20 protein-coding genes are annotated in these 23,501 nt (G+C 70.4%); 16 read left to right on the top strand and 4 right to left on the bottom strand.

All coding sequences use genetic code 11. The annotated features are described in order from the left end of the window. Window positions 1-16 precede the first annotated feature (16 nt). The gene (locus ACFYW5_RS06770; RefSeq protein ID WP_389415866.1) at window positions 17-1,174 is read right to left on the bottom strand and encodes an acyl-CoA dehydrogenase family protein; all 1,158 of its coding nucleotides are present in this window, start codon (window positions 1,172-1,174) and stop codon (window positions 17-19) included. Window positions 1,175-1,267: 93 nt separating this feature from the next. Next, a complete protein-coding gene (locus tag ACFYW5_RS06765) occupies window positions 1,268-1,867 on the bottom strand; it encodes a TetR/AcrR family transcriptional regulator (protein WP_389415865.1) in 600 nt (199 codons plus the stop codon). 85 nt (window positions 1,868-1,952) lie between these two features. Between ACFYW5_RS06765 and ACFYW5_RS06760 the strand changes: the two genes are divergently transcribed. From ACFYW5_RS06760 to ACFYW5_RS06715, 10 genes are all read left to right on the top strand, one after another. Further along, a complete protein-coding gene (locus tag ACFYW5_RS06760) occupies window positions 1,953-3,569 on the top strand; it encodes a carboxyl transferase domain-containing protein (protein WP_389415864.1) in 1,617 nt (538 codons plus the stop codon). 19 nt (window positions 3,570-3,588) lie between these two features. Next, a complete protein-coding gene (locus tag ACFYW5_RS06755; RefSeq protein WP_389416423.1) occupies window positions 3,589-5,511 on the top strand; it encodes a biotin carboxylase N-terminal domain-containing protein in 1,923 nt (640 codons plus the stop codon). Beyond that, window positions 5,508-6,437, top strand: a complete 930-nt coding sequence (locus ACFYW5_RS06750; protein WP_389415863.1) for a hydroxymethylglutaryl-CoA lyase — start codon at window positions 5,508-5,510, stop codon at window positions 6,435-6,437. Before ACFYW5_RS06755 ends, ACFYW5_RS06750 begins: the two co-directional genes overlap by 4 nt. A gap of 5 nt (window positions 6,438-6,442) precedes the next feature. Further along, window positions 6,443-7,606 carry an acyl-CoA dehydrogenase family protein gene (locus ACFYW5_RS06745; RefSeq protein WP_389415861.1) on the top strand — a complete coding sequence of 388 codons (1,164 nt, stop codon included), beginning with the start codon at window positions 6,443-6,445 and terminating at the stop codon, window positions 7,604-7,606. A gap of 149 nt (window positions 7,607-7,755) precedes the next feature. Next, on the top strand, window positions 7,756-8,802 hold the full coding sequence (locus tag ACFYW5_RS06740; RefSeq protein WP_389415860.1) for an ABC transporter substrate-binding protein: 1,047 nt from the start codon (window positions 7,756-7,758) through the stop codon (window positions 8,800-8,802). A 42-nt stretch (window positions 8,803-8,844) separates the two neighbouring features. Beyond that, on the top strand, window positions 8,845-9,681 hold the full coding sequence (locus tag ACFYW5_RS06735) for a siderophore-interacting protein (protein ID WP_389415859.1): 837 nt from the start codon (window positions 8,845-8,847) through the stop codon (window positions 9,679-9,681). 157 nt (window positions 9,682-9,838) lie between these two features. Further along, entirely contained in the window at window positions 9,839-11,281 is a 1,443-nt protein-coding gene (desA, locus tag ACFYW5_RS06730; protein WP_389415858.1) for a lysine decarboxylase DesA, read from the top strand. Then, window positions 11,265-12,542 carry a lysine N(6)-hydroxylase/L-ornithine N(5)-oxygenase family protein gene (locus tag ACFYW5_RS06725; RefSeq protein WP_389415857.1) on the top strand — a complete coding sequence of 426 codons (1,278 nt, stop codon included), beginning with the start codon at window positions 11,265-11,267 and terminating at the stop codon, window positions 12,540-12,542. Before desA ends, ACFYW5_RS06725 begins: the two co-directional genes overlap by 17 nt. Further along, window positions 12,539-13,069 (top strand): GNAT family N-acetyltransferase, encoded by a 531-nt coding sequence (locus tag ACFYW5_RS06720; RefSeq protein ID WP_389415856.1) that lies wholly within the window; start codon window positions 12,539-12,541, stop codon window positions 13,067-13,069. Before ACFYW5_RS06725 ends, ACFYW5_RS06720 begins: the two co-directional genes overlap by 4 nt. Beyond that, window positions 13,066-14,838: an IucA/IucC family protein gene (locus ACFYW5_RS06715; protein ID WP_389415855.1), complete on the top strand. Its 1,773-nt coding sequence runs from the start codon at window positions 13,066-13,068 to the stop codon at window positions 14,836-14,838. The genes ACFYW5_RS06720 and ACFYW5_RS06715 overlap by 4 nt, the downstream gene beginning before the upstream one ends. A gap of 134 nt (window positions 14,839-14,972) precedes the next feature. Here ACFYW5_RS06715 and ACFYW5_RS06710 read toward each other — a convergent pair whose 3' ends face one another. After that, complete coding sequence (locus tag ACFYW5_RS06710; RefSeq protein ID WP_389415854.1) at window positions 14,973-16,553, bottom strand: beta-N-acetylhexosaminidase; 1,581 nt, start codon at window positions 16,551-16,553, stop codon at window positions 14,973-14,975. Between the two features lie 71 nt (window positions 16,554-16,624). Between ACFYW5_RS06710 and ACFYW5_RS06705 the strand changes: the two genes are divergently transcribed. From ACFYW5_RS06705 to glmS, 3 genes are all read left to right on the top strand, one after another. Beyond that, window positions 16,625-17,503, top strand: coding sequence for a DUF4429 domain-containing protein (locus ACFYW5_RS06705; RefSeq protein ID WP_389415853.1), 879 nt, complete (start codon window positions 16,625-16,627; stop codon window positions 17,501-17,503). An 87-nt stretch (window positions 17,504-17,590) separates the two neighbouring features. Then, window positions 17,591-17,848 (top strand): hypothetical protein, encoded by a 258-nt coding sequence (locus ACFYW5_RS06700; protein WP_354811396.1) that lies wholly within the window; start codon window positions 17,591-17,593, stop codon window positions 17,846-17,848. Window positions 17,849-17,860: 12 nt separating this feature from the next. Further along, entirely contained in the window at window positions 17,861-19,678 is a 1,818-nt protein-coding gene (glmS, locus tag ACFYW5_RS06695) for a glutamine--fructose-6-phosphate transaminase (isomerizing) (protein ID WP_389415852.1), read from the top strand. A 251-nt stretch (window positions 19,679-19,929) separates the two neighbouring features. On the opposite strand, the gene ACFYW5_RS06690 is transcribed toward glmS, so the two are convergent. Beyond that, on the bottom strand, window positions 19,930-20,457 hold the full coding sequence (locus tag ACFYW5_RS06690; protein ID WP_389415850.1) for a universal stress protein: 528 nt from the start codon (window positions 20,455-20,457) through the stop codon (window positions 19,930-19,932). 320 nt (window positions 20,458-20,777) lie between these two features. Between ACFYW5_RS06690 and ACFYW5_RS06685 the strand changes: the two genes are divergently transcribed. The 3 genes from ACFYW5_RS06685 (at window position 20,778) to orn (ending at window position 23,422) form a co-directional block, all read left to right on the top strand. Further along, the gene (locus ACFYW5_RS06685) at window positions 20,778-21,107 is read left to right on the top strand and encodes a hypothetical protein (protein ID WP_389415849.1); all 330 of its coding nucleotides are present in this window, start codon (window positions 20,778-20,780) and stop codon (window positions 21,105-21,107) included. A gap of 377 nt (window positions 21,108-21,484) precedes the next feature. Further along, window positions 21,485-22,702 (top strand): helix-turn-helix domain-containing protein, encoded by a 1,218-nt coding sequence (locus ACFYW5_RS06680; protein ID WP_389415848.1) that lies wholly within the window; start codon window positions 21,485-21,487, stop codon window positions 22,700-22,702. A 117-nt stretch (window positions 22,703-22,819) separates the two neighbouring features. Next, window positions 22,820-23,422, top strand: coding sequence for an oligoribonuclease (gene orn, locus ACFYW5_RS06675; protein ID WP_389415846.1), 603 nt, complete (start codon window positions 22,820-22,822; stop codon window positions 23,420-23,422). The last annotated feature ends 79 nt before the right edge of the window (window positions 23,423-23,501 follow it).

Raw genomic sequence — 23,501 nt, 5'->3', positions numbered from 1 at the left:
GGTAATGTCCGGGACCTTACAGACCCATGTCCTTCGCGATGATCGTCTTCATGATCTCGCTGGTGCCGCCGTAGATCCGGTTGACCCGGTTGTCCGCGTACAGGCGGGCGATCGGGTACTCGTTCATGAAGCCGTAGCCGCCGTGCAGCTGGAGGCAGCGGTCGATGACGCGGTGCGCGACCTCGGTGCAGAACAGCTTGGCGCTGGCGGCCTCGGCCGCGGTCAGCTCACCGGCGTCCAGCGCCTCCAGGGCGCGGTCGGCGACGGCCTCGGCCGCGTCCACCTCGGCCTTGCAGGCGGCCAGCTCGAACTTGGTGTTCTGGAACGCGGCGACCGGCTTGCCGAAGACGGTGCGCTCGGTGACGTACTGCTGGGCGAACCGGACGGCGGCCTTGGCCTGCGCGTAGGCGCCGTAGGCGATGCCCCAGCGCTCGGAGGGGAGGTTGCTGCCGAGGTAGGAGAAGCCCCGGTTCTCCTCGCCCATCAGGTCCTCGGCCGGCACCTTCACGTCGACGAACGCCAGCTCGGCGGTGTCGGAGGTGCGCAGGCCCAGCTTGTCGAGCTTGCGGCCGATGGAGTAGCCCTCGGACTTGGTGTCCACGGCGAACAGGGAGATGCCGTAGCGGCGGTCCTCGGCGGTGGGCGCGGCGGTGCGGGCGCAGACGATCACGCGGTCGGCGTGGACGCCGCCGGTGATGAAGGTCTTGGAGCCGTTGAGGACGTAGTGGGTGCCGTCCTCGGAGAGCTTTGCGGTGGTCTTCATGCCCGCGAGGTCGGAGCCGGTGCCCGGCTCGGTCATCGCCAGCGCCCACATCTCCTCGCCGGAGACGAACTTGGGCAGGTAGCGCTTCTTCTGCTCGTCGGTGGCGAGCGACTTGATGTACGGCAGGGCGAGCAGTACGTGCACCCCGGAGCCGCCGAACTGGACGCCCGCGCGGGCGGTCTCCTCGTAGAGGACGGCCTCGAACTTGTGGGTGTCCAGACCCGCGCCGCCGAACTCCTCGGGCACGTTGATGCCGAAGACGCCCAGCTCGCCGAGCTGGTAGTAGAAGTCGCGGGGCGCCTGGCCCGCCGCGAACCACTCGTCGTACACCGGTACGACCTCGGCCTCGATGAAGGCGCGGATGGTCTCCCGGAACGCCTCGTGATCCTCGTTGAACACCGTACGGCGCACGGCCGCCACCTCCACCTGTGTCTAAGCGCTTGCTCACCTACCGTACCGGCGAGTATGAACACCCGTCCAGAGGAGCGGCCCCCGTAACGCTCGTCACGCCTGTCCGCCCGCCGCGCCGAACGCCCCCCGCGCCATCCGGTGCAGCAGCCCGGCCGTCACCCCGCGCCCCGGCAGCGCGCCCGGCCGCCCCAGGTGCGGCGTGGAGTTCAGCAGGCCGAAGACCGAGTGGACGGCCGAGCGGGCGGTGGGCTCGGTGAGCGCCGGGTAGACCTTGCGGACCACGTCCACCCACAGCTCGACGTACTGGCGCTGGAGCTGGCGGACCAGCTTGCGGTCGCTGTCGCGCAGGCGGTCCAGCTCGCGGTCGTGCAGGGTGATCAGGGGACGGTCGTCGAGCGCGAAGTCGATGTGGCCCTCGATGAGGGAGTCCAGGATCTCGTCGGGACCCCCGCCGTCGGCCTCCGCCAGGCGCCGCCTGGCCCCGGTCAGCAGCTGACCGCTGATGCCCACCAGCAGCTCCGCGAGCATCGCGTCCTTGCCCGCGAAGTGCCGGTAGAGGCCGGGGCCGCTGATGCCGACGGCAGCGCCTATCTCGTCGACCCCCACGCCGTGGAAGCCGCGTTCGGCGAACAGCCGCGCGGCCTCCTTGAGGATCTGCTCACGCCGGGTGGGTGCGTCGGTTCTGGTGGCCATGCGCCAATTCTAGACAGGGAGGTTAGCGGTCGTTAACCTGAAGGAAATGCGTTAACGCTCATTAACAAGGTGAGGGGACCGCAGGATGCACGAGGCACCCGAGCTGACGAGTGCGGCAGATCCCGCGTCGGAGGCCTGGAAGGCCAATGAGGAGGCGCAGCTCGCGCTGGTGGAGGAGCTGCGCGCCAAGCTCGCCGCCGCCCGCCTGGGCGGTGGGGAGAAGGCGCGCGCCCGGCACACCGCGCGCGGCAAGCTGCTGCCCCGGGACCGGGTGGACACCCTGCTCGACCCGGGCTCGCCCTTCCTGGAGCTGGCGCCCCTCGCGGCCGACGGCATGTACGACGGACAGGCCCCGGCGGCGGGGGTGATCGCCGGGATCGGCCGGGTCAGCGGGCGCGAGTGCGTGATCGTCGCCAATGACGCCACCGTCAAGGGCGGCACCTACTACCCGATGACGGTGAAGAAGCATCTGCGGGCGCAGGAGGTGGCCCTGGAGAACCGGCTGCCCTGTCTGTATCTCGTCGACTCCGGCGGCGCCTTCCTGCCCATGCAGGACGAGGTCTTCCCCGACCGCGACCACTTCGGGCGGATCTTCTACAACCAGGCCCGGATGTCCGGCGCGGGCATCCCGCAGATCGCGGCCGTCCTCGGCTCCTGCACGGCGGGCGGGGCGTACGTCCCCGCGATGAGCGACGAGGCCGTCATCGTCCGCAACCAGGGCACGATCTTCCTCGGCGGCCCCCCGCTGGTGAAGGCCGCCACCGGTGAGGTCGTCACCGCCGAGGAGCTCGGCGGCGGCGAGGTGCACGCGCGGGTGTCGGGCGTGACCGACCATCTCGCGGAGGACGACGCGCACGCCCTGCGGATCGTCCGGAACATCGTCGGCACCCTCCCCGCGCGCGGGGCGCTCCCCTGGCAGGTGCGGCCGGCCGCCGAACCCAAGGTCGACCCCTACGGCCTGTACGGCGCCGTGCCCGCGGACCCCCGCACGCCCTACGACGTCCGCGAGATCATCGCGCGCGTGGTCGACGGCTCCCGGTTCGCGGAGTTCAAGTCCGAGTTCGGGCAGACCCTGGTCACCGGCTTCGCCCGGATCCACGGCCACCCGGTCGGCATCGTCGCCAACAACGGCATCCTGTTCTCCGAGTCCGCCCAGAAGGGCGCCCACTTCGTCGAGCTGTGCGACCAGCGCGGGATCCCGCTGGTGTTCCTGCAGAACATCTCCGGGTTCATGGTCGGCAGGGACTACGAGGCGGGCGGTATCGCCAAGCACGGCGCCAAGATGGTGACGGCGGTGGCGACGACCCGCGTGCCGAAGCTGACGGTCGTGGTGGGCGGTTCCTACGGCGCCGGGAACTACTCCATGTGCGGCCGGGCCTACTCGCCCCGCTTCCTGTGGATGTGGCCGGGCGCCAAGATCTCCGTCATGGGCGGCGAGCAGGCGTCCTCGGTCCTCGCCACCGTCAAGCGCGACCAGCTGGAGGGGCGCGGCGAGCAGTGGCCGGCCGAGGAGGAAGAGGCGTTCAAGGCGCCGATCCGCGCCCAGTACGAGCGTCAGGGCAACGCCTACTACGCCACGGCCCGCCTCTGGGACGACGGAGTGATCGACCCGCTGGAGACCCGGCAGGTGCTGGGCCTGGCACTGACGGCCTGCGCCAACGCGCCCCTGGGTGACCCCCAGTTCGGCGTCTTCCGGATGTGAGGGGCATTTACCGATGACCATGTTCGACACAGTCCTCGTGGCCAACCGGGGCGAGATCGCGGTCCGCGTCATCCGCACCCTGCGCATCCTGGGCGTCCGCTCGGTCGCCGTCTTCTCCGACGCCGACGCCGACGCGCGGCACGTCCGGGAGGCCGACACGGCGGTCCGCATCGGACCGGCCCCGGCGACCCGGAGCTATCTGTCCGCGGAGCGCATCCTCGACGCCGCCGCCCGCACCGGCGCCCAGGCCGTCCACCCCGGCTACGGCTTCCTCGCCGAGAACGCCGACTTCGCCCGCGCGTGCGCCGCGGCGGGCCTGGTCTTCATCGGGCCGCCGGCCGAGGCGATCGCCCTGATGGGCGACAAGATCCGCGCCAAGGAGACCGTGCAGGCGGCCGGGGTCCCCGTCGTCCCCGGCGGACGCGACCCCGAACTGGCGCGGGCCGCCCGGGAGCTGGGCGCTCCGGTGCTGCTGAAGCCGAGCGCGGGCGGCGGCGGCAAAGGCATGCGCCTGGTGCGGGACCTGTCGGTGCTGGAGGAGGAGATCGCGGCGGCCCGGCGCGAGGCCGCGGCCTCCTTCGGCGACGACACGCTCCTGGTCGAGCGGTGGATCGACCGGCCCCGGCACATCGAGATCCAGGTGCTGGCGGACGGCCACGGCCAGGTCGTCCACCTCGGCGAGCGCGAGTGCTCCCTCCAGCGGCGCCACCAGAAGATCATCGAGGAGGCGCCGAGCGTCCTGCTGGACGAGGAGACCCGGGCGGCGATGGGCGAGGCGGCCGTCCAGGCGGCCCGCTCCTGCGGCTACCGGGGCGCGGGCACGGTGGAGTTCATCGTCCCCGGCGGCGACCCCTCGGCGTACTGCTTCATGGAGATGAACACCCGCCTCCAGGTGGAGCACCCGGTCACCGAGCTGATCACCGGCATCGACCTGGTGGAGTGGCAGCTGCGGGTCGCGGCCGGGGAGAGGCTCGCCTTCACCCAGGACGACATCACGCTCACCGGCCATGCGGTCGAGGCCCGTCTCTGCGCCGAGGACCCCGCGCGCGGGTTCCTCCCCTCGGGCGGCACCGTGCTGCGCCTGCGCGAGCCGCAGGGCGACGGCGTGCGCACGGATTCCGGGCTCACCGAGGGCACCGAGGTCGGCAGCCTGTACGACCCGATGCTGTCCAAGGTCATCGCCTACGGCCCCGACCGCGCGACCGCGTTGCGCAAGCTGCGGGCGGCGCTCGCGGAGACGGTGACGCTGGGCGTGCAGACCAACGCCGGGTTCCTGCGGCGGCTGCTGGCCCATCCGGCGGTGGTGGCCGGTGAGCTGGACACCGGTCTGGTCGAGCGGGAGGTCGACGGGCTGGTCCCGGCCGACGTGCCCGAGGAGGTGTACGAGGCGGCGGCCGCCGTACGCCTGGAGGCGCTGCGGCCCGAGGGCGAGGGGTGGACGGACCCCTTCTCGGTGCCGAGCGGCTGGCGCCTCGGCGGTACGCCCAAGCCCCTCGCCTTCCCCCTGCGGGTGGCCGGTGGTGACCCTGCCGAGTACGTCCCGCGAGGCACCCACACCGTCACCGGCGACCGGGTCTCGGTCACCCTCGACGGCGTCCGGCACACCTTCCACCGCGCCGCCGACTGGATCGGCCGGGACGGCGACGCCTGGCACGTGCGCGACCACGACCCGGTCGCCGCGTCCCTGACCCGCGCCGCCCACTCCGGCGCCGACTCGCTCACCGCGCCCATGCCCGGCACGGTCACGGTGGTGAAGGTCGCCGTCGGGGACGAGGTGAGCGCCGGCCAGAGCCTGCTGGTGGTGGAGGCGATGAAGATGGAGCACGTCATCTCCGCCCCGCACGCCGGCACGGTCGCCGAGCTCGACGCCTCGCCCGGCACCACGGTCGCCATGGACCAGGTGCTGGCCGTGATCGCACCGCACGAGGAGGCGGCTGAGTGACCCTCCCCATGGCGGTCCCCGCACCCGGCCTGCCCACCCGGGTCCGCATCCACGAGGTCGGCGCCCGGGACGGACTGCAGAACGAGAAGACGACCGTTCCCACCGACGTGAAGGCGGAGTTCATCCGGCGGCTCACCGACGCCGGCCTCACCACCATCGAGGCCACCAGCTTCGTCCACCCCAAGTGGGTGCCCCAACTCGCCGACGCGGAAGACCTGTTCCCCCGAGTGAGCCACCTCCCGGTGGACCTTCCCGTCCTGGTCCCCAACGAGCACGGACTGGACCGCGCCCTGGCCCTCGGAGCCCGTCGCGTCGCCGTCTTCGCCAGCGCCACCGAGTCGTTCGCGAAGGCCAACCTCAACCGCACGGTCGACGAGGCCCTGGCGATGTTCGAGCCGGTCGTCGCGCGGGCGAAGGCCGAGGGCGTGCAGGTGCGCGGCTATCTCTCCATGTGCTTCGGCGACCCGTGGGAGGGCCCGGTCCCCGTCGCGCGGGTGGTCGAGGTGTGCCAGGCCCTCCTCGGCATGGGCTGCGACGAACTGAGCCTGGGCGACACGATCGGCGTGGCCACACCCGGTCACGTCCGGGCCCTGCTGACCGAACTCACCGGGCGCGGCACGCCCGTCGACCGGCTCGCCGTGCACTTCCACGACACCTACGGCCAGGCCCTCGCCAACACCTACGCCGCCCTCCAGCACGGCGTCACCACCGTCGACGCCTCCGCCGGTGGCCTCGGCGGCTGCCCCTACGCGAAGTCCGCCACCGGAAACCTCGCCACCGAAGACCTCGTGTGGATGCTGCACGGCCTCGGCATCGACACCGGGGTCGACCTCGGCCGTCTCGTCGCCACAAGCGAGTGGATGGCCGGCCGACTGGGCCGCCCCAGCCCGTCCCGCACCGTACGAGCCCTCTCCCACAAGGAGTGACCCCGATGGACCACAAGCTCTCCCCCGAGCTGGAAGAACTGCGGCGCACGGTCGCGGAGTTCGCGCACGACGTCGTGGCGCCGAAGATCGGCGACCTGTACGAACGCCATGAGTTCCCGTACGAGATCGTGCGCGAGATGGGCCGCATGGGCCTGTTCGGCCTGCCGTTCCCCGAGGAGTACGGCGGCATGGGCGGGGACTACCTCGCGCTGGGCATCGCCCTGGAGGAGCTGGCCCGCGTCGACTCCTCGGTGGCCATCACCCTGGAGGCGGGCGTCTCGCTGGGCGCGATGCCGATCCATCTGTTCGGCACCGAGGAGCAGAAGCGCCAGTGGCTGCCCCGGCTGTGCTCGGGCGAGATGCTCGGCGCCTTCGGGCTGACCGAGCCGGACGGCGGCACCGACGCGGGCGCGACCCGGACGACGGCCCAGCTGGACCCGGAGACGGACGAGTGGGTGATCAACGGCACGAAGTGCTTCATCACCAACTCCGGTACGGACATCACCGGTCTGGTCACCGTCACGGCGGTCACCGACCGCGGGCCGGCGGACGGCGCCCCGCTGATCTCGTCGATCATCGTCCCCTCGGGCACCCCGGGCTTCACGGTGGCCCCCGCGTACTCCAAGGTCGGCTGGAACGCCTCCGACACCCGTGAGCTGTCCTTCGCCGACGTCCGCGTCCCGCGGGCCAATCTGCTGGGCACCCAGGGCCGCGGCTACGCCCAGTTCCTGCGCATCCTCGACGAGGGCCGGGTGGCGATCGCGGCGCTGGCGACGGGCCTGGCCCAGGGCTGCGTGGACGAGTCGGTGCGGTATGCCAAGGAGCGGCACGCCTTCGGCCGTCCGATCGGCGCCAACCAGGCGATCCAGTTCAAGCTCGCGGACATGGAGATGCGGGCGCACACGGCCCGGCTGGCCTGGCGGGACGCGGCGAGCCGGCTGGTCGCGGGTGAGCCGTTCAAGAAGGAGGCGGCGCTGGCCAAGCTCTACTCCTCCACGATCGCGGTGGACAACGCCCGCGACGCCACCCAGATCCACGGCGGTTACGGCTTCATGAACGAGTACCCGGTGGCCCGGATGTGGCGCGACTCCAAGATCCTGGAGATCGGCGAGGGCACGAGTGAGGTCCAGCGGATGCTGATCGCCCGGGAACTGGGCCTGCCGAGCTGACAACGGCCTTCGCCGGCGCCCGAGTTGGGTCCCTGAGCGGCTCACCGGTGGGGCGCTGCGGGGGCCCACCTCTGGACAATTGATGAGGTTAGGCTAACCTACCTTCGAATTGTCCGGCGAAGATCGCCCCGTTCGAAAGCAGCGTACCCATGTCCCACGCCAGCGCCACCCACCTCACCCGCCGTGGCATCCTCGCCGCGGGCGGCGCCCTCGGCCTCGGTGCCGTGCTCGCGGCCTGCGGCGACGACGACACCAAAAGCGGTGGCTCTGACCAGGAGACGGCCGCCGCGAAGTCCGGCCCGTGGTCCTTCAAGGACGACCGCGGCACGACCGTCAAGCTCGACAAGGTGCCGGTGAACATGGTCGCGTTCACCGGTGTCGCCGCCGCCCTCTTCGACTACGGCATCCAGGTCAAGGGCGTCTTCGGCCCGACCACCACCTCGGACGGCAAGCCCGACGTCCAAGCCGGCGACCTCGACGTCAGCAAGGTCACCGTGCTCGGCAACGAGTGGGGCAAGCTCAACATCGAGAAGTACGCGGCCCTCTCCCCCGAGGTCCTCATCACCACGACGTTCGACGACGCCGGCACCCTGTGGTCGGTGCCCGTCGAGTCCGCGGACAAGATCGCCAAGCTCGCCCCGAGCGTCGCGATCTCCGTCTTCGACCGCCAGCTCACCGAGCCGCTGCAGCGCATGTGGGAGCTGGCCGAGTCGCTGGGCGCGGACATGAAGTCCACCGAGATCGCCGAGTCGAAGAAGAAGTTCGAGACCGCCGCGGCCCGGCTGCGCGCCGCCGCCAAGGCCAAGCCCGAGATCAAGGTGATGGCCGGCTCCGCCGCGGAGAGCATCTTCTACGTCTCCGGCACCAACTTCTCCATCGACCTGGAGTACTTCAAGTCCCTCGGCGTGAACTTCGTCGAGCCCTCGGAGAAGGCGAAGGCCGAGAGCGCCGGCTGGTACGAGGCGCTCAGCTGGGAGAACGTCGACAAGTACGACGCCGACATCATCCTGGTGGACGACCGCACCTCCACCATCCAGCCCGCGGACATCACCGAGGCGACCTGGAAGAAGCTGCCCGCCGTCAAGGCCGGCCAGGTCATCCCGCGCTCGCCGGAGCCGATCCTGTCGTACGACAAGTGCACGCCGCTGCTCGACAACCTGGCCGAGGCCATCGAGAACGCGAAGAAGGTCAGCTGACCTCGCGGAAGGTCGCCCCCTGACGCTCACCCAGGAGCCTCCATGAGCACGGCCGTAGCCGTCGATTTCCGTTTCTTCTCCCTTCAGGTCGTACGGACTCGGCGGCTCGGTCCGTCTCTGGTCCGGGTGACGTTCGGCGGACCGGAGCTGAGCGACTTCCGCTCCGACGGCCGCGACCAGTCGCTGTCGCTGTTCCTGCCGCACCCGGGGCAGGAAGAGCCGGTCGTCCCCGTCGAGCTCGGCGACCGATGGTGGCAGGGCTGGCGCGACCTGCCGGACGACGTACGGGCCGTGATGCGCTCGTACACCCTGCGCGAGCTGCGGCGGGACCCGGACGAGATCGACATCGACTTCGTGCTGCACGAGCCCGCCGGGCCCGCCTCCCGGTGGGCCTCGCGGGCCGCCGCCGGGGACCGCGTCCTGCTCATCGGGCCCGCCGTCGCCGACAACCGGGCCATCCGGTTCCGGCCGCCCGCGGACACCGGCCTCATGGTGGTGTGGGGCGACGAGACCGCCGTACCGGCCGTCTGCGCCATCGTCGAGTCGCTGCCGGCCGGCACCCGGGCCCGGGTCTGGCTGGAGGTGCGGCACGCCGGGGACATCCAGGAGCTGGAGACCCAGGCGGACGCCGAGATCGTCTGGCTGGTCCGGCAGGACCGGGGCGCCGAGGGCTCCCCCATGGCCCTCGACGCCCTGCGCGGGACCGAACTCCCGGACGCCGAGCGCCCGTACGTCTGGATCGCGGGCGAGTCGGGGTGTGTGAAGGCGCTGCGCCGTCACTTCGTCCAGGAGCGCGGCATCGACCGGCGCCGGGTCACCTTCGTCGGCTACTGGCGGCACGGCCTGACGGAGGAGCAGCTGCGGGAGCTGGGCGAGTGATGCGACGGAAGTGACCACCGTCACGGAAGGGGTCGGGTTCCGGCCGCCTGACGCACGATGAAATTAGGTTAGGCTTACCTAAGTTGATCGACCTTCTCATCCCCTCCCCACTCCCCTTCGCCTCGTCCCGCACGGACTTCCCCTCGGAGGACCCCCCATGCGCTCGCACCTGCTCAATGACACGACCGCGGAGCAGTACCGCAGCTCCGTGACCGAAGGAATCGAGCGGGTGGCCGCCAAAATCGCCGCCACCGAACGTCCGTTCACCGGCGTCACGGTCGACGCCCTCGCCCCCACCATCGACGCGATCGACCTCGACAAGCCGCTGCTCGACACCGCGGCGGCCCTCGACGAGCTGGAGGACGTCTACCTCCGCGACGCGGTCTACTTCCACCACCCGCGCTATCTCGCCCACCTCAACTGCCCGGTCGTCATCCCGGCGGTGCTCGGCGAGGCGATCCTGTCCGCGGTCAACTCCTCCCTGGACACCTGGGACCAGTCGGCCGGCGGCACCCTGATCGAGCGCAAGCTCATCGACTGGACGACCGCCCGGATCGGCCTCGGCCCGGCCGCCGACGGCGTGTTCACCTCCGGCGGCACCCAGTCCAACCTCCAGGCGCTGCTGCTGGCCCGCGAGGAGGCCAAGGCCGAGTCCCTCGACACCCTGCGCATCTTCGCCTCCGAGGTCAGCCACTTCAGCGTCAAGAAGTCGGCCAAACTCCTCGGCCTCAGCGCTGACTCGGTGGTCTCCGTCCCCGTCGACCACGACAAGCGCATGCAGACCGTCGCCCTCGCCCGCGAGCTGGAGCGCTGCAAGCGGGACGGCCTGGTCCCGATGGCCGTCGTCGCCACCGCCGGCACCACCGACTTCGGCTCCATCGACCCGCTGCCCGAGATCGCCGAGCTGTGCGAGCAGTACGGCACCTGGATGCACGTGGACGCCGCCTACGGCTGCGGACTGCTCGCCTCCGTGAAGTACCGGGACCGGATCGACGGCATCGAGCGCGCCGACTCCGTCACCGTCGACTACCACAAGTCCTTCTTCCAGCCGGTGAGTTCGTCCGCCGTCCTGGTACGGGACGCGGCCACCCTGCGCCACGCCACCTACCACGCGGAGTACCTCAACCCGCGCCGCATGGTGCAGGAACGTATCCCCAACCAGGTCGACAAGTCCCTCCAGACCACCCGCCGCTTCGACGCGCTGAAGCTGTGGATGACCCTGCGCGTGATGGGCGCCGACGGCATCGGCCAGCTCTTCGACGAGGTCGTCGACCTGACCGCCGAGGGCTGGAAACTGCTGGCCGCCGACCCGCGCTTCGACGTCGTGGTCGAACCCAGCCTGTCCACCCTGGTGTTCCGGTACATCCCGGCCGCGGTGACCGACCCGGCCGAGATCGACCGCGCCAACCTCTACGCCCGCAAGGCCCTGTTCGCCTCCGGTGCCGCCGTCGTCGCGGGCACCAAGGTCGGCGGCCGCCACTACCTGAAGTTCACCCTGCTCAACCCCGAGACCACGACGGATGACATCGCCGCCGTCCTCGACCTGATCGCCGGCCACGCCGAGCAGTACCTGGGAGAGTCCCTTGACCGCGCTTCCTGAACCCACGCACACGACCTACGACTTCGTGGGCATCGGGCTCGGCCCCTTCAACCTCGGCCTGGCCTGTCTCACCGAGCCCATCGACGAACTCGACGGTGTCTTCCTGGAGTCCAAGCCCGACTTCGAGTGGCACGCGGGCATGTTCCTGGACGGCGCCCACCTGCAGACCCCGTTCATGTCGGACCTGGTCACCCTCGCCGACCCGACCTCGCCGTACTCCTTCCTCAACTACCTGAAGGAGAAAGGCCGGCTGTACTCGTTCTACATCCGGGAGAACTTCTACCCGCTGCGGGTCGAGTACGACGACTACTGCCGCTGGGCCGCGAACAAGCTGAGCAGCGTCCGCTTCTCCACGACGGTAGCCGAGGTGACGTATGAGGACGAGCTCTACGTCGTGCGGACCACCGCCGGGGACACCTACCGCGCCCGGCACCTCGTCCTGGGCACCGGCACCTCCCCGCACTACCCGGAGGCCGTGCGCGGCCTCGGCGGCGACTTCTTCCACAACTCCCGCTACGTGCAGAACAAGGCGGAGCTGCAGAAGAAGGAGTCGATCACGATCGTCGGCTCCGGCCAGTCCGCCGCCGAGATCTACTACGACCTCCTCACCGAGATCGACGTGCACGGCTACCGGCTGAACTGGGTGACCCGCTCCCCGCGCTTCTTCCCGCTGGAGTACACCAAGCTCACGCTGGAGATGACCTCGCCGGAGTACATCGACTACTACCGCGCGCTGCCGGAGGCCACCCGCTACCGCCTCACCGCCCAGCAGAAGGGCCTGTTCAAGGGCATCGACGGCGATCTCATCAACGAGATCTTCGATCTGCTGTACCAGAAGAACCTCGGCGGCCCGGTGCCCACCCGGCTGCTCACCAACTCCTCGCTGGAAGCGGCCCGTTACGAGAACGGCACCTACACGCTCTCCTTCCACCAGCAGGAGCAGGAGAAGGACTACGAGCTGCAGACGCAGGGCCTGGTGCTGGCCACCGGCTACGCGTACACCGAGCCGGAGTTCCTGAAGCCGGTGAGCGACCGCCTCGTGCGCGACGCGCGGGGCAACTTCGACGTCGCCCGCAACTACGCCATCGATGTGACGGGCCGGGGTGTGTTCCTCCAGAACGCCGGTGTGCACACCCACAGCATCACCAGCCCCGACCTGGGGATGGGCGCCTACCGCAACAGCTTCATCATCAGTGAGCTGCTCGGCAGCGAGTACTACCCGGTCGAGAAGACCATCGCGTTCCAGGAGTTTGCCGTATGACCTTCACCTTCCGCACGCTCGACCCCCTCAAGGACGCCGAGCTGCTGCACCGCTGGGTCACGCACCCCAAGGCCGCCTTCTGGATGATGCAGGACGCGAAACTGGAGGACGTCGAGCGCGCCTACATGGAGATCGCCGCCGACGAGCACCACCACGCCCTGCTGGGCCTGAAGGACGGCGAACCCGCCTTCCTGATGGAGAAGTACGACCCGGCCCACCGCGAACTGGTCGGCCTGTACGAGCCGTTGCCGGGCGACGTCGGCATGCACTTCCTGACGCCCCCCACCGACACCCCCGTGCACGGCTTCACCCGCTCCGTCATCACCGCCGTCATGGCGCACCTCTTCGAGGACCCGGCGGTCCAGCGGGTCGTGGTCGAGCCGGACATCGCCAACAAGGCCGTCCACGCGCTCAACGAGGCCGTCGGGTTCGTGCCCTCCCACGAGATCCAGAAGCCGGAGAAGAAGGCGCTGCTGAGCTTCTGCACCCGGGAGCAGTTCCTGCTCGCCACGGGGGTGGCCGCATGACCCTCGCCGACTCCGTGGCCCATCTCTCCCCCGAACGCTGGGAGCGGGCCAACCGCCTCCTCGTCCGCAAGGCACTCGCCGAGTTCGCGCACGAGCGGCTGATCACGCCCGAGGCCACCGCCGACGGCGGCTTCGAGGTCCGCAGCGACGACGGTCTGACCCGGTACCGGTTCACCGCCGTCCGCCGCGCCCTGGACCACTGGCAGGTCGACGCCGACTCGATCTCCCGGCACCGGGACGGCGCCGAACTGCCGCTGGCCGCGCTGGACTTCTTCATCGAACTGAAGCAGGCGCTCGGCCTGAGCGACGCCATCCTGCCGGTCTACCTGGAGGAGATCTCCTCCACCCTCTCCGGCATCTGCTTCAAGCTCACCAAGCCGCAGGTCCCGGCCGCCGAACTCGTCCGGAGCGGCTTCCAGGCCATCGAGACCGGGATGACCGAGGGCCACCCCTGCTTCGTCGCCAACAACGGCCGGCTCGGCTTCGGCATCCACGAGTACCTGTCGTACGCCCCCGAGACCGCGAGCCCGGTCCGGCTGGTCTGGCTGGCGGCGCACCGGTCGCGGGCCGCGTTCACGGCCGGCGTCGGCCTGGAGTACGAATCCTTCATCCGGGACGAGCTGGGCGAGCACACCGTCGAGCGGTTCCACGGCATCCTGCGCGAGCAGGACCTGGACCCCGCCGACTACTTCCTCATCCCCGTCCACCCCTGGCAGTGGTGGAACAAGCTGACGGTCACCTTCGCCGCCGAGGTCGCCCGGGGGCACCTGGTGTGCCTGGGCGAGGGCGACGACGAGTACCTGGCCCAGCAGTCCATCCGGACCTTCTTCAACACCTCCAGCCCCGAGAAGCACTATGTGAAGACGGCCCTGTCCGTCATCAACATGGGCTTCATGCGCGGCCTGTCGGCGGCGTACATGGAGGCGACCCCGGCCATCAACGACTGGCTCGCCCAGCTCATCGAGAACGACCCGGTGCTCAAGGAGACGGGCCTGACGATCATCCGCGAGCGCGCGGCGGTCGGCTACCGGCACCTGGAGTACGAGGCGGCGACGGACCGCTACTCGCCGTACCGCAAGATGCTGGCCGCGCTGTGGCGGGAGAGCCCGGTCCCCTCCCTCCGGGACGGCGAGACGCTGGCCACCATGGCCTCCCTCGTCCACGTCGACCACGAGGGCACGTCCTTCGCGACCGCCCTGATCGAGCAGTCCGGGCTGGCGCCGACGGAGTGGCTGCGCCGCTACCTGACGGCGTACTTCACCCCGCTGCTGCACAGCTTCTACGCCTACGACCTCGTCTTCATGCCGCACGGCGAGAACGTGATCCTGGTCCTGAAGGACGGTGTCGTCCAGCGCGCGATCTACAAGGACATCGCCGAGGAGATCGCGGTCATGGACCCGGACGCGGTGCTGCCGCCGACGGTGGAGCGGCTGCGCGTGGACGTCCCCGAGGACACGAAACTGCTGTCGATCTTCACGGACGTCTTCGACTGCTACTTCCGCTTCCTCGCCGCGAACCTCGCCACCGAGGGCGTCCTCACGGAGGACGACTTCTGGCGCACGGTCGCGGAGGTCACACGCGCGTACCAGGCGACGGTGCCGGAACTGGCGGACAAGTTCCGCCAGTACGACATGTTCGCCCCGGAGTTCGCCCTCTCCTGCCTCAACCGCCTCCAGCTCCGCAACAACCAGCAGATGGTGGACCTGTCGGACCCAGCAGGCGCCCTGCAACTGATCGGCACGCTACGGAACCCCCTGGCAGAGTTCTGACATAGCCAGACGGGGGCCCGGGAGACGGTCCTCCTGGGCCCCCGTCAACACGAACTCCGCAAGGGGCGCGGGGCTGTATCAATTTGCGGCTCCGCCGCGTGGGCGCGATCAACCCCCACCGCCCCGCAGCCAACTCACAACCAAGGCACCTGAGGAGACCGGTAGAAGGAAATCCCCATCGCCTCCCACCGAGGAGCCTGCGCAGCAAGCCGAACCTTGTACGCGTCCCAGTCGTGCGATGCCACCGAAGACCACCCCAACTCGGCCACCCCGACGACCCGCGGGAACGCCATGTACTCGATATCCTCGGACGTCCGCAGCGTCTCGCTCCACAACGGCGCCTCAACCCCCCGCACCGCCGACTCGGGCACCCCCGCCAGATAGGTCCCGGGATCCCAGTCGTAGGACCGCCGCACCTCGACGTACCCCGCCCAGGACAGCCCCAGCGGAGTCCTCTCGTCGTACTTCATGTCGAGGTAGATCCGGTCGGCCGGCGAGAGGATCAGCTCCGTCCCGCCCCGCGCCGCCGCGGCGACCTGCTCCTTCTCCTGCGCACTGGTGCCGTCGAGCCCCCAGTACTGAGCGAGCGCCCCCTTCGCGGGCGAGGCCCCGGTCAGCTGATGCCAGCCGATGACCGTCTTGCCGTACTTGGCGACGACGGGCTGCACCCGGTCCATGAACTTCACGTAGTCGGCGTGCGGCGTGGAGTGCGCCTCGTCCCCGCCGATGTGCAGATAGCGGCCCGGCGTGATCGCGGCGAGCTCCCGGATCACATCGTCCACGAAGTCGTACGTGAGCTCCTTGCCGACGCACAGCGAGCTGAAGCCGACCTCGATGCCGGTGTAGAGCGGGGGCGCGACCCCGTCGCAGTTCAGCTCGGCGTACGAGGCCAGCGCCGCGTTGGTGTGGCCCGGCATGTCGATCTCGGGGACCACCTCCAGGTGCCGGGAGGCGGCGTAGCGGACGATCTCCCGGTAGTCGTCCTTGGTGTAGTAGCCCCCGGGGCCCCCGCCGACCTGCGTGGAGCCGCCGTACGTCGCGAGCCGCGGCCAGGAGTCGATGGCGATCCGCCAGCCCTGGTCGTCGCTCAGGTGAAGGTGCAGCTTGTTGAACTTGTACAGCGCCAACTGGTCGACGTACCGCTTGACCTGGTCGACGGAGAAGAAGTGCCGGGAGACATCGAGCATCGCGCCGCGCCAGCCGTAGCGCGGGGTGTCCTTGATCGTGCCGCCCGCGACCAGCCAGGGGCCGGGCTGCGCGGAGTCCTTCTCCACGGCGGCCGGGAGGAGCTGGCGCAGGGTCTGGACACCGTGGAAGAGCCCGGCGGGCCTGGCGGCCGTGATGACGACACCTCGGCGGTCGCTGTCGAGGCGGTAGCCCTCCGCGCCGAACGACCCCTTGGCGAGCCGCAGTCGGATGCCGCCGCCGTGGGTGGTGACCGGCAGGCGGTAGCCGGTGGAGGGCCGCAGGAGGTCCGCGAGGTACTCCCCGACGCGGCGCACCTCGCGCGAGTCGTCGACCCGGATCCGGGTGCCGTCGGTGATGCGGTACGGGGAACCGCCCGGCGCGACGGAGGCCGGGGCGGGCACGACCCGGTCGAGCGGGATCGCGGCCGGACCCGGCCCCGGGGGCACCGCGCCGGTGGCGGAGACGCCGGCCGCGGCGACGAGCAGTAGCGAGCCGAGAAGGCGGAGCGTTCTGTGGCGCTGTCTCACAGTCGGTCCCTTCGGTGAGCTCCGATAGGTACAGACCACTCTCTCGCGAGACCGGTGAAACAATCACCCCCATGGCGGAAATCATCCAGAAGGACGGCACCTGGGTCTTCGACGGGGACGCGCTGCGGCTGACGCCCGGCCGGGACAAGAACGTCAGCCTTTTCCGCAAGACCCTCGGCGAACTCGTCGTCCCGCTGGGGGCGTTGGCGGGCATCTCGTTCGAGCAGGGCAAGAAGGCGGGGCGGCTCCGACTGCGGCTGCGCGACGGCGCCGACCCGCTGCTGCTCGCCTCGGGCGGCCGGCTCACCGAGCCGCACGACCCCTATCAGCTGATCGTGGAGTCCGACCGCTACGGCGTCGCCGAGTACTTCACGGACGAGGTGCGCAACGCCCTGCTGCTGGACCAGGTGCCGCCCGACCCGGTGGACGCCTACCTGCTGCCGGGCCCGTCGGTGCCGCTCTCCGTCTCCGCCGGCGACGGCACCGCCAGCTTCGACGGCGAGCGGATCCGGCTGGAGTGGAACTGGAAGACGGAGGACGCCAAGGCCGCCGCGGGGGCCCGCGTCATCGGCCTCACCGACGTCACCGCCGTCGAGTGGCATCCCGCGGTGGGCCTGGAGAACGGCCACCTCCGCTTCACCGTGCGCAACGCCCCGACCAAGGCCCCGCCGAAGTACGACCCCAACGCCGTGGAGCTGTGGGGCTTCAAGAAGGACCCGCTGATGGCCCTGGTCGCGGCGGCCGTCCAGGCCCGGCTCCCGCACCCGGCGGCCGCGGACGTACGCCGGCCGGACCCGGAGGACTCCCGCACCCCGCTGCCGGCCGCCGCCGAGGACGACCATGACGCGCTGCTGCGACGGCTGCGCGAGCTGGGCGAGCTGCACCGCACGTGCGTCCTGACGGACGAGGAGTTCACCCTGGCGAAACAGGCGATTCTGAAGCGAATGTGACACCTCTCCACAGCCCACTGACATGCCCGTGCCCGAAATCGGGCAGGTTTCTTGCGAAAGGGCGATCGGTACCCCAGGATCTACCGGGTGCACGACGAACTTGTTGATCATCTGACGCGGTCCACGCCCCTCAGCCGGGGCGAGGCGCTGCGGGTGGTCCAGGACGTGCTCGCCTACTTCGACGAGACGACCGAGGAGTACGTCCGTCGCCGCCACCGCGAACTCCAGGCCCAGGGCCTGGTGAACGCGACGATCTTCGAACGGATCGAGGCGGACCTGAAATACCGGGCGGTGGCACCGCCGGAGCTCACCCTCCGGCAGCTGCGCCGGATCGTCTACGGCTAGGAATACCCATACATGTGCGGAATCGTCGGTTACATCGGCAAGCGTGACGTGGCCCCGCTGCTGCTGGAGGGACTCCAGCGCCTGGAGTACCGCGGCTACGACTCGGCGGGCATCGCGGTGACCTCGCCCAAGAGCAGCGGCCTGAAGACGGTCAAGGCCAAGGGCCGGGTCCGTGACCTGGAGGCCAAGGTCCCGGCCCGCTTCAAGGGCACCACCGGTATCGCCCACACTCGCTGGGCCACCCACGGCGCCCCCTCCGACGTCAACGCCCACCCGCACCTGGACGCCGAGGGCAAGGTCGCCGTCGTCCACAACGGCATCATCGACAACGCCTCCGACCTGCGCCGCAAGCTGGAGGCGGACGGCGTCGAGTTCCTCTCCGAGACCGACACCGAGGTCCTCGTCCACCTCATCTCCCGCGCACAGGGCGAGAAGCTGGAGGACAAGGTCCGCGAGACCCTCCGGCTGATCGAGGGCACCTACGGCATCGCCGTCCTGCACGCCGACTTCCCGGACCGCATCGTCGTCGCCCGCAACGGCTCCCCGGTCGTCCTCGGCGTCGGCGAGAAGGAGATGTTCGTCGCCTCGGACATCGCCGCGCTGGTCGCCCACACGCGGCAGATAGTGACCCTCGACGACGGCGAGATGGCCACTCTCAAGGCCGACGACTTCCGCACCTACACCACCGAGGGCACCCGCACGACGTCCGAGCCCACCACCGTCGAGTGGGAGGCCGCCTCCTACGACATGGGCGGCCACGACACGTACATGCACAAGGAGATCCACGAACAGGCCGACGCCGTGGACCGCGTGCTGCGCGGCCGGATCGACGACCGCTTCTCCACCGTGCACCTCGGCGGCCTCAACCTGGACGCCCGCGAGGCCCGCCGGATCCGCCGCGTGAAGATCCTCGGCTGCGGCACCTCGTACCACGCGGGCATGATCGGCGCCCAGATGATCGAGGAGCTGGCCCGGATCCCCGCGGACGCCGAGCCCGCCTCGGAGTTCCGCTACCGCAACGCGGTCGTGGACCCCGACACCCTCTACATCGCGGTCTCCCAGTCCGGTGAGACCTACGACGTCCTCGCCGCCGTCCAGGAGCTCAAGCGCAAGGGCGCCCGGGTCCTCGGCATCGTCAACGTCGTCGGCTCGGCCATCGCCCGCGAGGCGGACGGCGGCATCTACGTGCACGCCGGCCCCGAGGTCTGCGTGGTGTCCACCAAGTGCTTCACCAACACCACGGTCGCCTTCGCCCTGCTCGCCCTGCACCTGGGCCGCACCCGCGACCTCTCGGTCCGCGACGGCAAGCGGATCATCGAGGGCCTGCGCAAGCTCCCCGCCCAGATCGCCGAGATGCTGGAGCAGGAGGACGAGATCAAGAAGCTGGCCGAGGAGTACGCCGAGGCCCGCTCGATGCTCTTCATCGGCCGGGTCCGCGGCTACCCGGTGGCCCGTGAGGCCTCGCTGAAGCTCAAGGAGGTCTCCTACATCCACGCGGAGGCCTACCCCGCCTCCGAGCTCAAGCACGGCCCGCTGGCCCTGATCGAGCCGGCCCTGCCCACGGTGGCGATCGTCCCCGACGACGACCTGCTGGAGAAGAACCGCGCGGCCATGGAGGAGATCAAGGCCCGCAGCGGCAAGATCCTGGCGGTGGCCCACCAGCCCCAGGAGAAGGCCGACCAGACGATCCTGGTCCCGAAGAACGAGGACGAGCTGGACCCGATCCTGATGGGCATCCCGCTCCAACTCCTCGCCTACCACACGGCCCTGGCCCTGGGCCGGGACATCGACAAGCCGCGGAACCTCGCGAAGTCGGTCACGGTCGAGTAGCCGGCACTCAGGAACGGCCCCCCGCGGTGTTGCCACCCACCACGCGGGGGGCCGTCCCCTTCGCCGGGGAGCCGCCCGCCCCCCGGCCTGCGCAGCTGGCCGGTGGCCGTCACAACCCCGGCCGGCGGCACGCGCATACTGGCCATATGCCCTTCACAAAGGCACAAACACCTTTGTGCGGCAGTGGATTCATGCATCCAGGAGGGGGAGGGGGCGCGCCGAGGACGCATCTCGTCCCGGGCGAGGGGGAGTTACGGGATGACGACGACGGGCCGCTGCGCCCGCTTGGCGAGCCGCCCCGCGACGGACCCGAAGATCCGCCCCACGATGCCGTGCGTGGAGCCCACCACGATCGCGTCCGCCTCGTACTCGCGGCCCACCTCTTCGAGTTCGTGGCAGATGTCACCGCCGCGCTCGACGAGGATCCACGGCACCTCGGCCAGATAGTCCGCGCAGGCCAGCTCCAGCCCCAGCACCTCGGTGCGGTGATCCGGGACGTCCACGAAGACCGGCGGCTCGCAGCCGGCCCACACCGTGGTGGGCAGCCGGTTGGCGACATGCACGATGATCAGGGCCGAGCCGGAGCGGTGGGCCATGCCGATGGCGTAGGCGAGGGCGCGCTCACTGGAGGTCGAGCCGTCGAAGCCGACCACGACGCCGTGCTTGAAGGCGGGGTCGCAGGAGTGACGTGACTCTTCCGCCGCCAGGGGCTCGGCCGCCGTGGGATCGGCGACGGGCCGCTTGCGGTCCGCGGGTTCGAAGAATTCGTGACCGGCCATGGCTGTCTCGGCGTTGTGATCCTTGTGTGGGTGGGATGACAGGGTGCGGCGGAGCTGTGTCCGGGAATCATCTTCCCAACCCCATACCCCCAAGGGTACGGCGGCACGCCTCCTTAGCCCAGATCCCGCGATGTGCTCCGCGGGGGTTCCAGGGAGCATGCACGAGGGTGTGCCCGTAACGCAATGGTTGCTGCGCTGTACAGGCGGTTTGCACAGGATGCCCGCGCGAGGCAGGTCACCCGCCTCCTGGCGGGCCGCACAGTGACCGACCGCCCGACCACGCGTTGATCTCCGTGAGCCACCGACACCGGGAGCACGCCATGGCCGGAGAGCAGCACCAGGACAGCACCACCGACGTGGTCCGCTGGGCGGCCTTCTCCTGCGTCCTCGTCCCCGTCGTCCTCCTCTGGTACGGCACCTCCCTGGCCGGCGCCACCGGCACCGCGCTGGGTCTGGCCGCCGTCACGGCGGTCTGCCGGGTCCTGCTGCGCCGGTCCGAGCGCGGCGCCACCCGCTCGCTCGCCGAGGAGCGCGCCGCACTCGCCGAGGAACACGCCTCGCTCGCGCCCCGTCGCGGGCGCCACCACCGGAGCGGAACGGGCGCGCACCGGGGCGGACGTCACTCCGGGGGAAATACACCGGGCGGTTGACCGGTTTCTATGCCCTCGGGCGCTTCTTTTCAGCCAACTTCCGGCAACCGGGCATCCCTTGCCCGAACCACCCCCCAACCCCCGTTCGACCTGCACGAAAAGGGTGTCGGGGGTGCGGCGCACCCTACGTGGATTGGCCACTGCGACGAGGCGCACTTCCCTGCACGGCCCGCGAGTGCAACGCTTCGTGATCGAATGCTTCACGCCAAGTTGCCAAGTCGACAATGTGCCGAGTGGCGAACCGGCCACTCCGGCGCGAGGCGACACAGTAGATTCGATCTTGACTGTCTACGGCGGGGGACTCGTGCAGGACCGAGGGGAAACGTGCAGGAGCGACACAACCGAGGAGCCGCGACCACCGAGGGGGGCTTAGCAGTATGAGCCACGACTCCACTGCCGCGCCGGAAGCCGCGGCCCGGAAACTTTCCGGGCGACGCCGCAAGGAGATCGTCGCGGTGCTGCTGTTCAGCGGCGGCCCCATCTTCGAGAGTTCCATACCGCTGTCGGTGTTCGGAATCGACCGCCAGGACGCCGGCGTGCCGCGCTACCGACTGCTGGTCAGTGCCGGCGAAGAGGGTCCGCTGCGGACCACAGGGGGCCTGGAACTCAGCGCACCACATGGCCTGGAGGCGATCTCGCGGGCGGGCACGGTCGTCGTGCCCGCCTGGCGCTCGATCACCTCGCCGCCACCGGACGACGCGCTCGACGCGCTGCGCCGGGCCCACGAGGAGGGCGCCCGCATCGTAGGGCTGTGCACCGGCGCCTTCGTCCTCGCGGCGGCGGGTCTGCTGGACGGCCGCCCCGCGACCACCCACTGGATGTACGCACCGACGCTGGCCAAGCGCTATCCGTCGGTGCATGTGGATCCCAGAGAGCTGTTCGTCGACGACGGAGACGTACTGACCTCCGCCGGTACGGCGGCCGGAATCGATCTCTGTCTCCACATCGTGCGGACGGACCACGGCAACGAGGCGGCCGGTGCGCTGGCTCGCCGCCTGGTCGTCCCCCCGCGCCGGACGGGAGGCCAGGAACGCTACCTGGACCGCTCTTTACCGGAGGAGATCGGCGCCGACCCGCTCGCCGAGGTCGTCGCCTGGGCGCTGGAGCATCTCCACGAGCAGTTCGACGTGGAGACGCTGGCCGCGCGGGCGTACATGTCGCGCCGCACCTTCGACCGGCGCTTCCGCTCGCTGACCGGGTCGGCCCCGCTGCAGTGGCTGATCACCCAGCGGGTGCTCCAGGCCCAGCGTCTGCTGGAGACGTCCGACTACTCGGTGGACGAGGTCGCGGGCCGCTGCGGCTTCCGCTCACCGGTGGCGCTGCGCGGGCACTTCCGCCGCCAGCTGGGCTCGTCCCCGGCGGCGTACCGGGCGGCGTACCGGGCCCGTCGCCCGCAGGCCGAACGGCCGACGGCGGACCCCGACACCGCCCCCGGCCCGACGCCCACGCTCCATCCGGAGCCCGGCCCGGTCCCGCTCCAGGCCCGCCGCACCCCGAGCACGGTGGGCCAGGCGCTGGCGACGGCGTCCTCGGACAACGGCCGGGACGCCTACGCGGCGCGGGCGAGCCTGCCGGGGCAGCGCAGCGCGACCTGAGCCGACGTGACGGACAGCACGCCGGACGGGCCCACCGGCCCGTCCGGCGTGCGCGTGCGCGCTCCCGGCGGTGACTCGGGGTGCTGCAAAAGCCGACGTCAGCTTTAGGGTGGTCGCATGAACGATCGCATGGTGTGGATCGACTGCGAGATGACCGGCCTCTCGCTGTCCGACGACGCGCTCATCGAGGTTGCCGCCCTCGTCACCGACTCCGAGCTGAACATCCTCGGCGACGGTGTGGACATCGTCATCCGGCCGCCGGATGCGGCCCTGGAGACGATGCCGGAAGTGGTGCGTCAGATGCACACCGCGTCCGGGCTCCTCGACGAACTCGCCGGCGGTACGACGCTGGCGGAGGCCGAGGCCCAGGTCCTGGCGTACGTGCGCGAGCACGTCAAGGAAGCGGGCAAGGCCCCGCTGTGCGGCAACTCCGTCGGCACCGACCGCGGGTTCCTGCTGCGGGACATGCCGACACTGGAGGACTACCTCCACTACCGGATCGTGGACGTCTCCAGCATCAAGGAACTCGCCCGCCGCTGGTACCCGCGCGCCTACTTCAACAGCCCACAGAAGAACGGCAACCACCGCGCCCTCGCCGACATCCGCGAGTCCATCGCGGAACTGCGCTACTACCGCGAGGCCGTCTTCGTGCCCCAGCCGGGCCCGGACTCCGAGACCGCCAGGGCGATCGCCGCGAAGCACGTTCTGCCTGCTCAGTAGCCCGGGACGGGCCCGCGCCAGGGCCCCCGGAAAAGCCGGGCGCGAGCACCCCTTCGGACCCTGTACACTTTTTCTCGGC

This window comes from Streptomyces sp. NPDC002779, assembly GCF_042888685.1.
GTDB lineage: Bacteria > Actinomycetota > Actinomycetes > Streptomycetales > Streptomycetaceae > Streptomyces.
The sequence above is the reverse complement of the archived record's forward strand: the minus strand, read 5'-3'. Positions and strand labels throughout refer to the sequence as shown.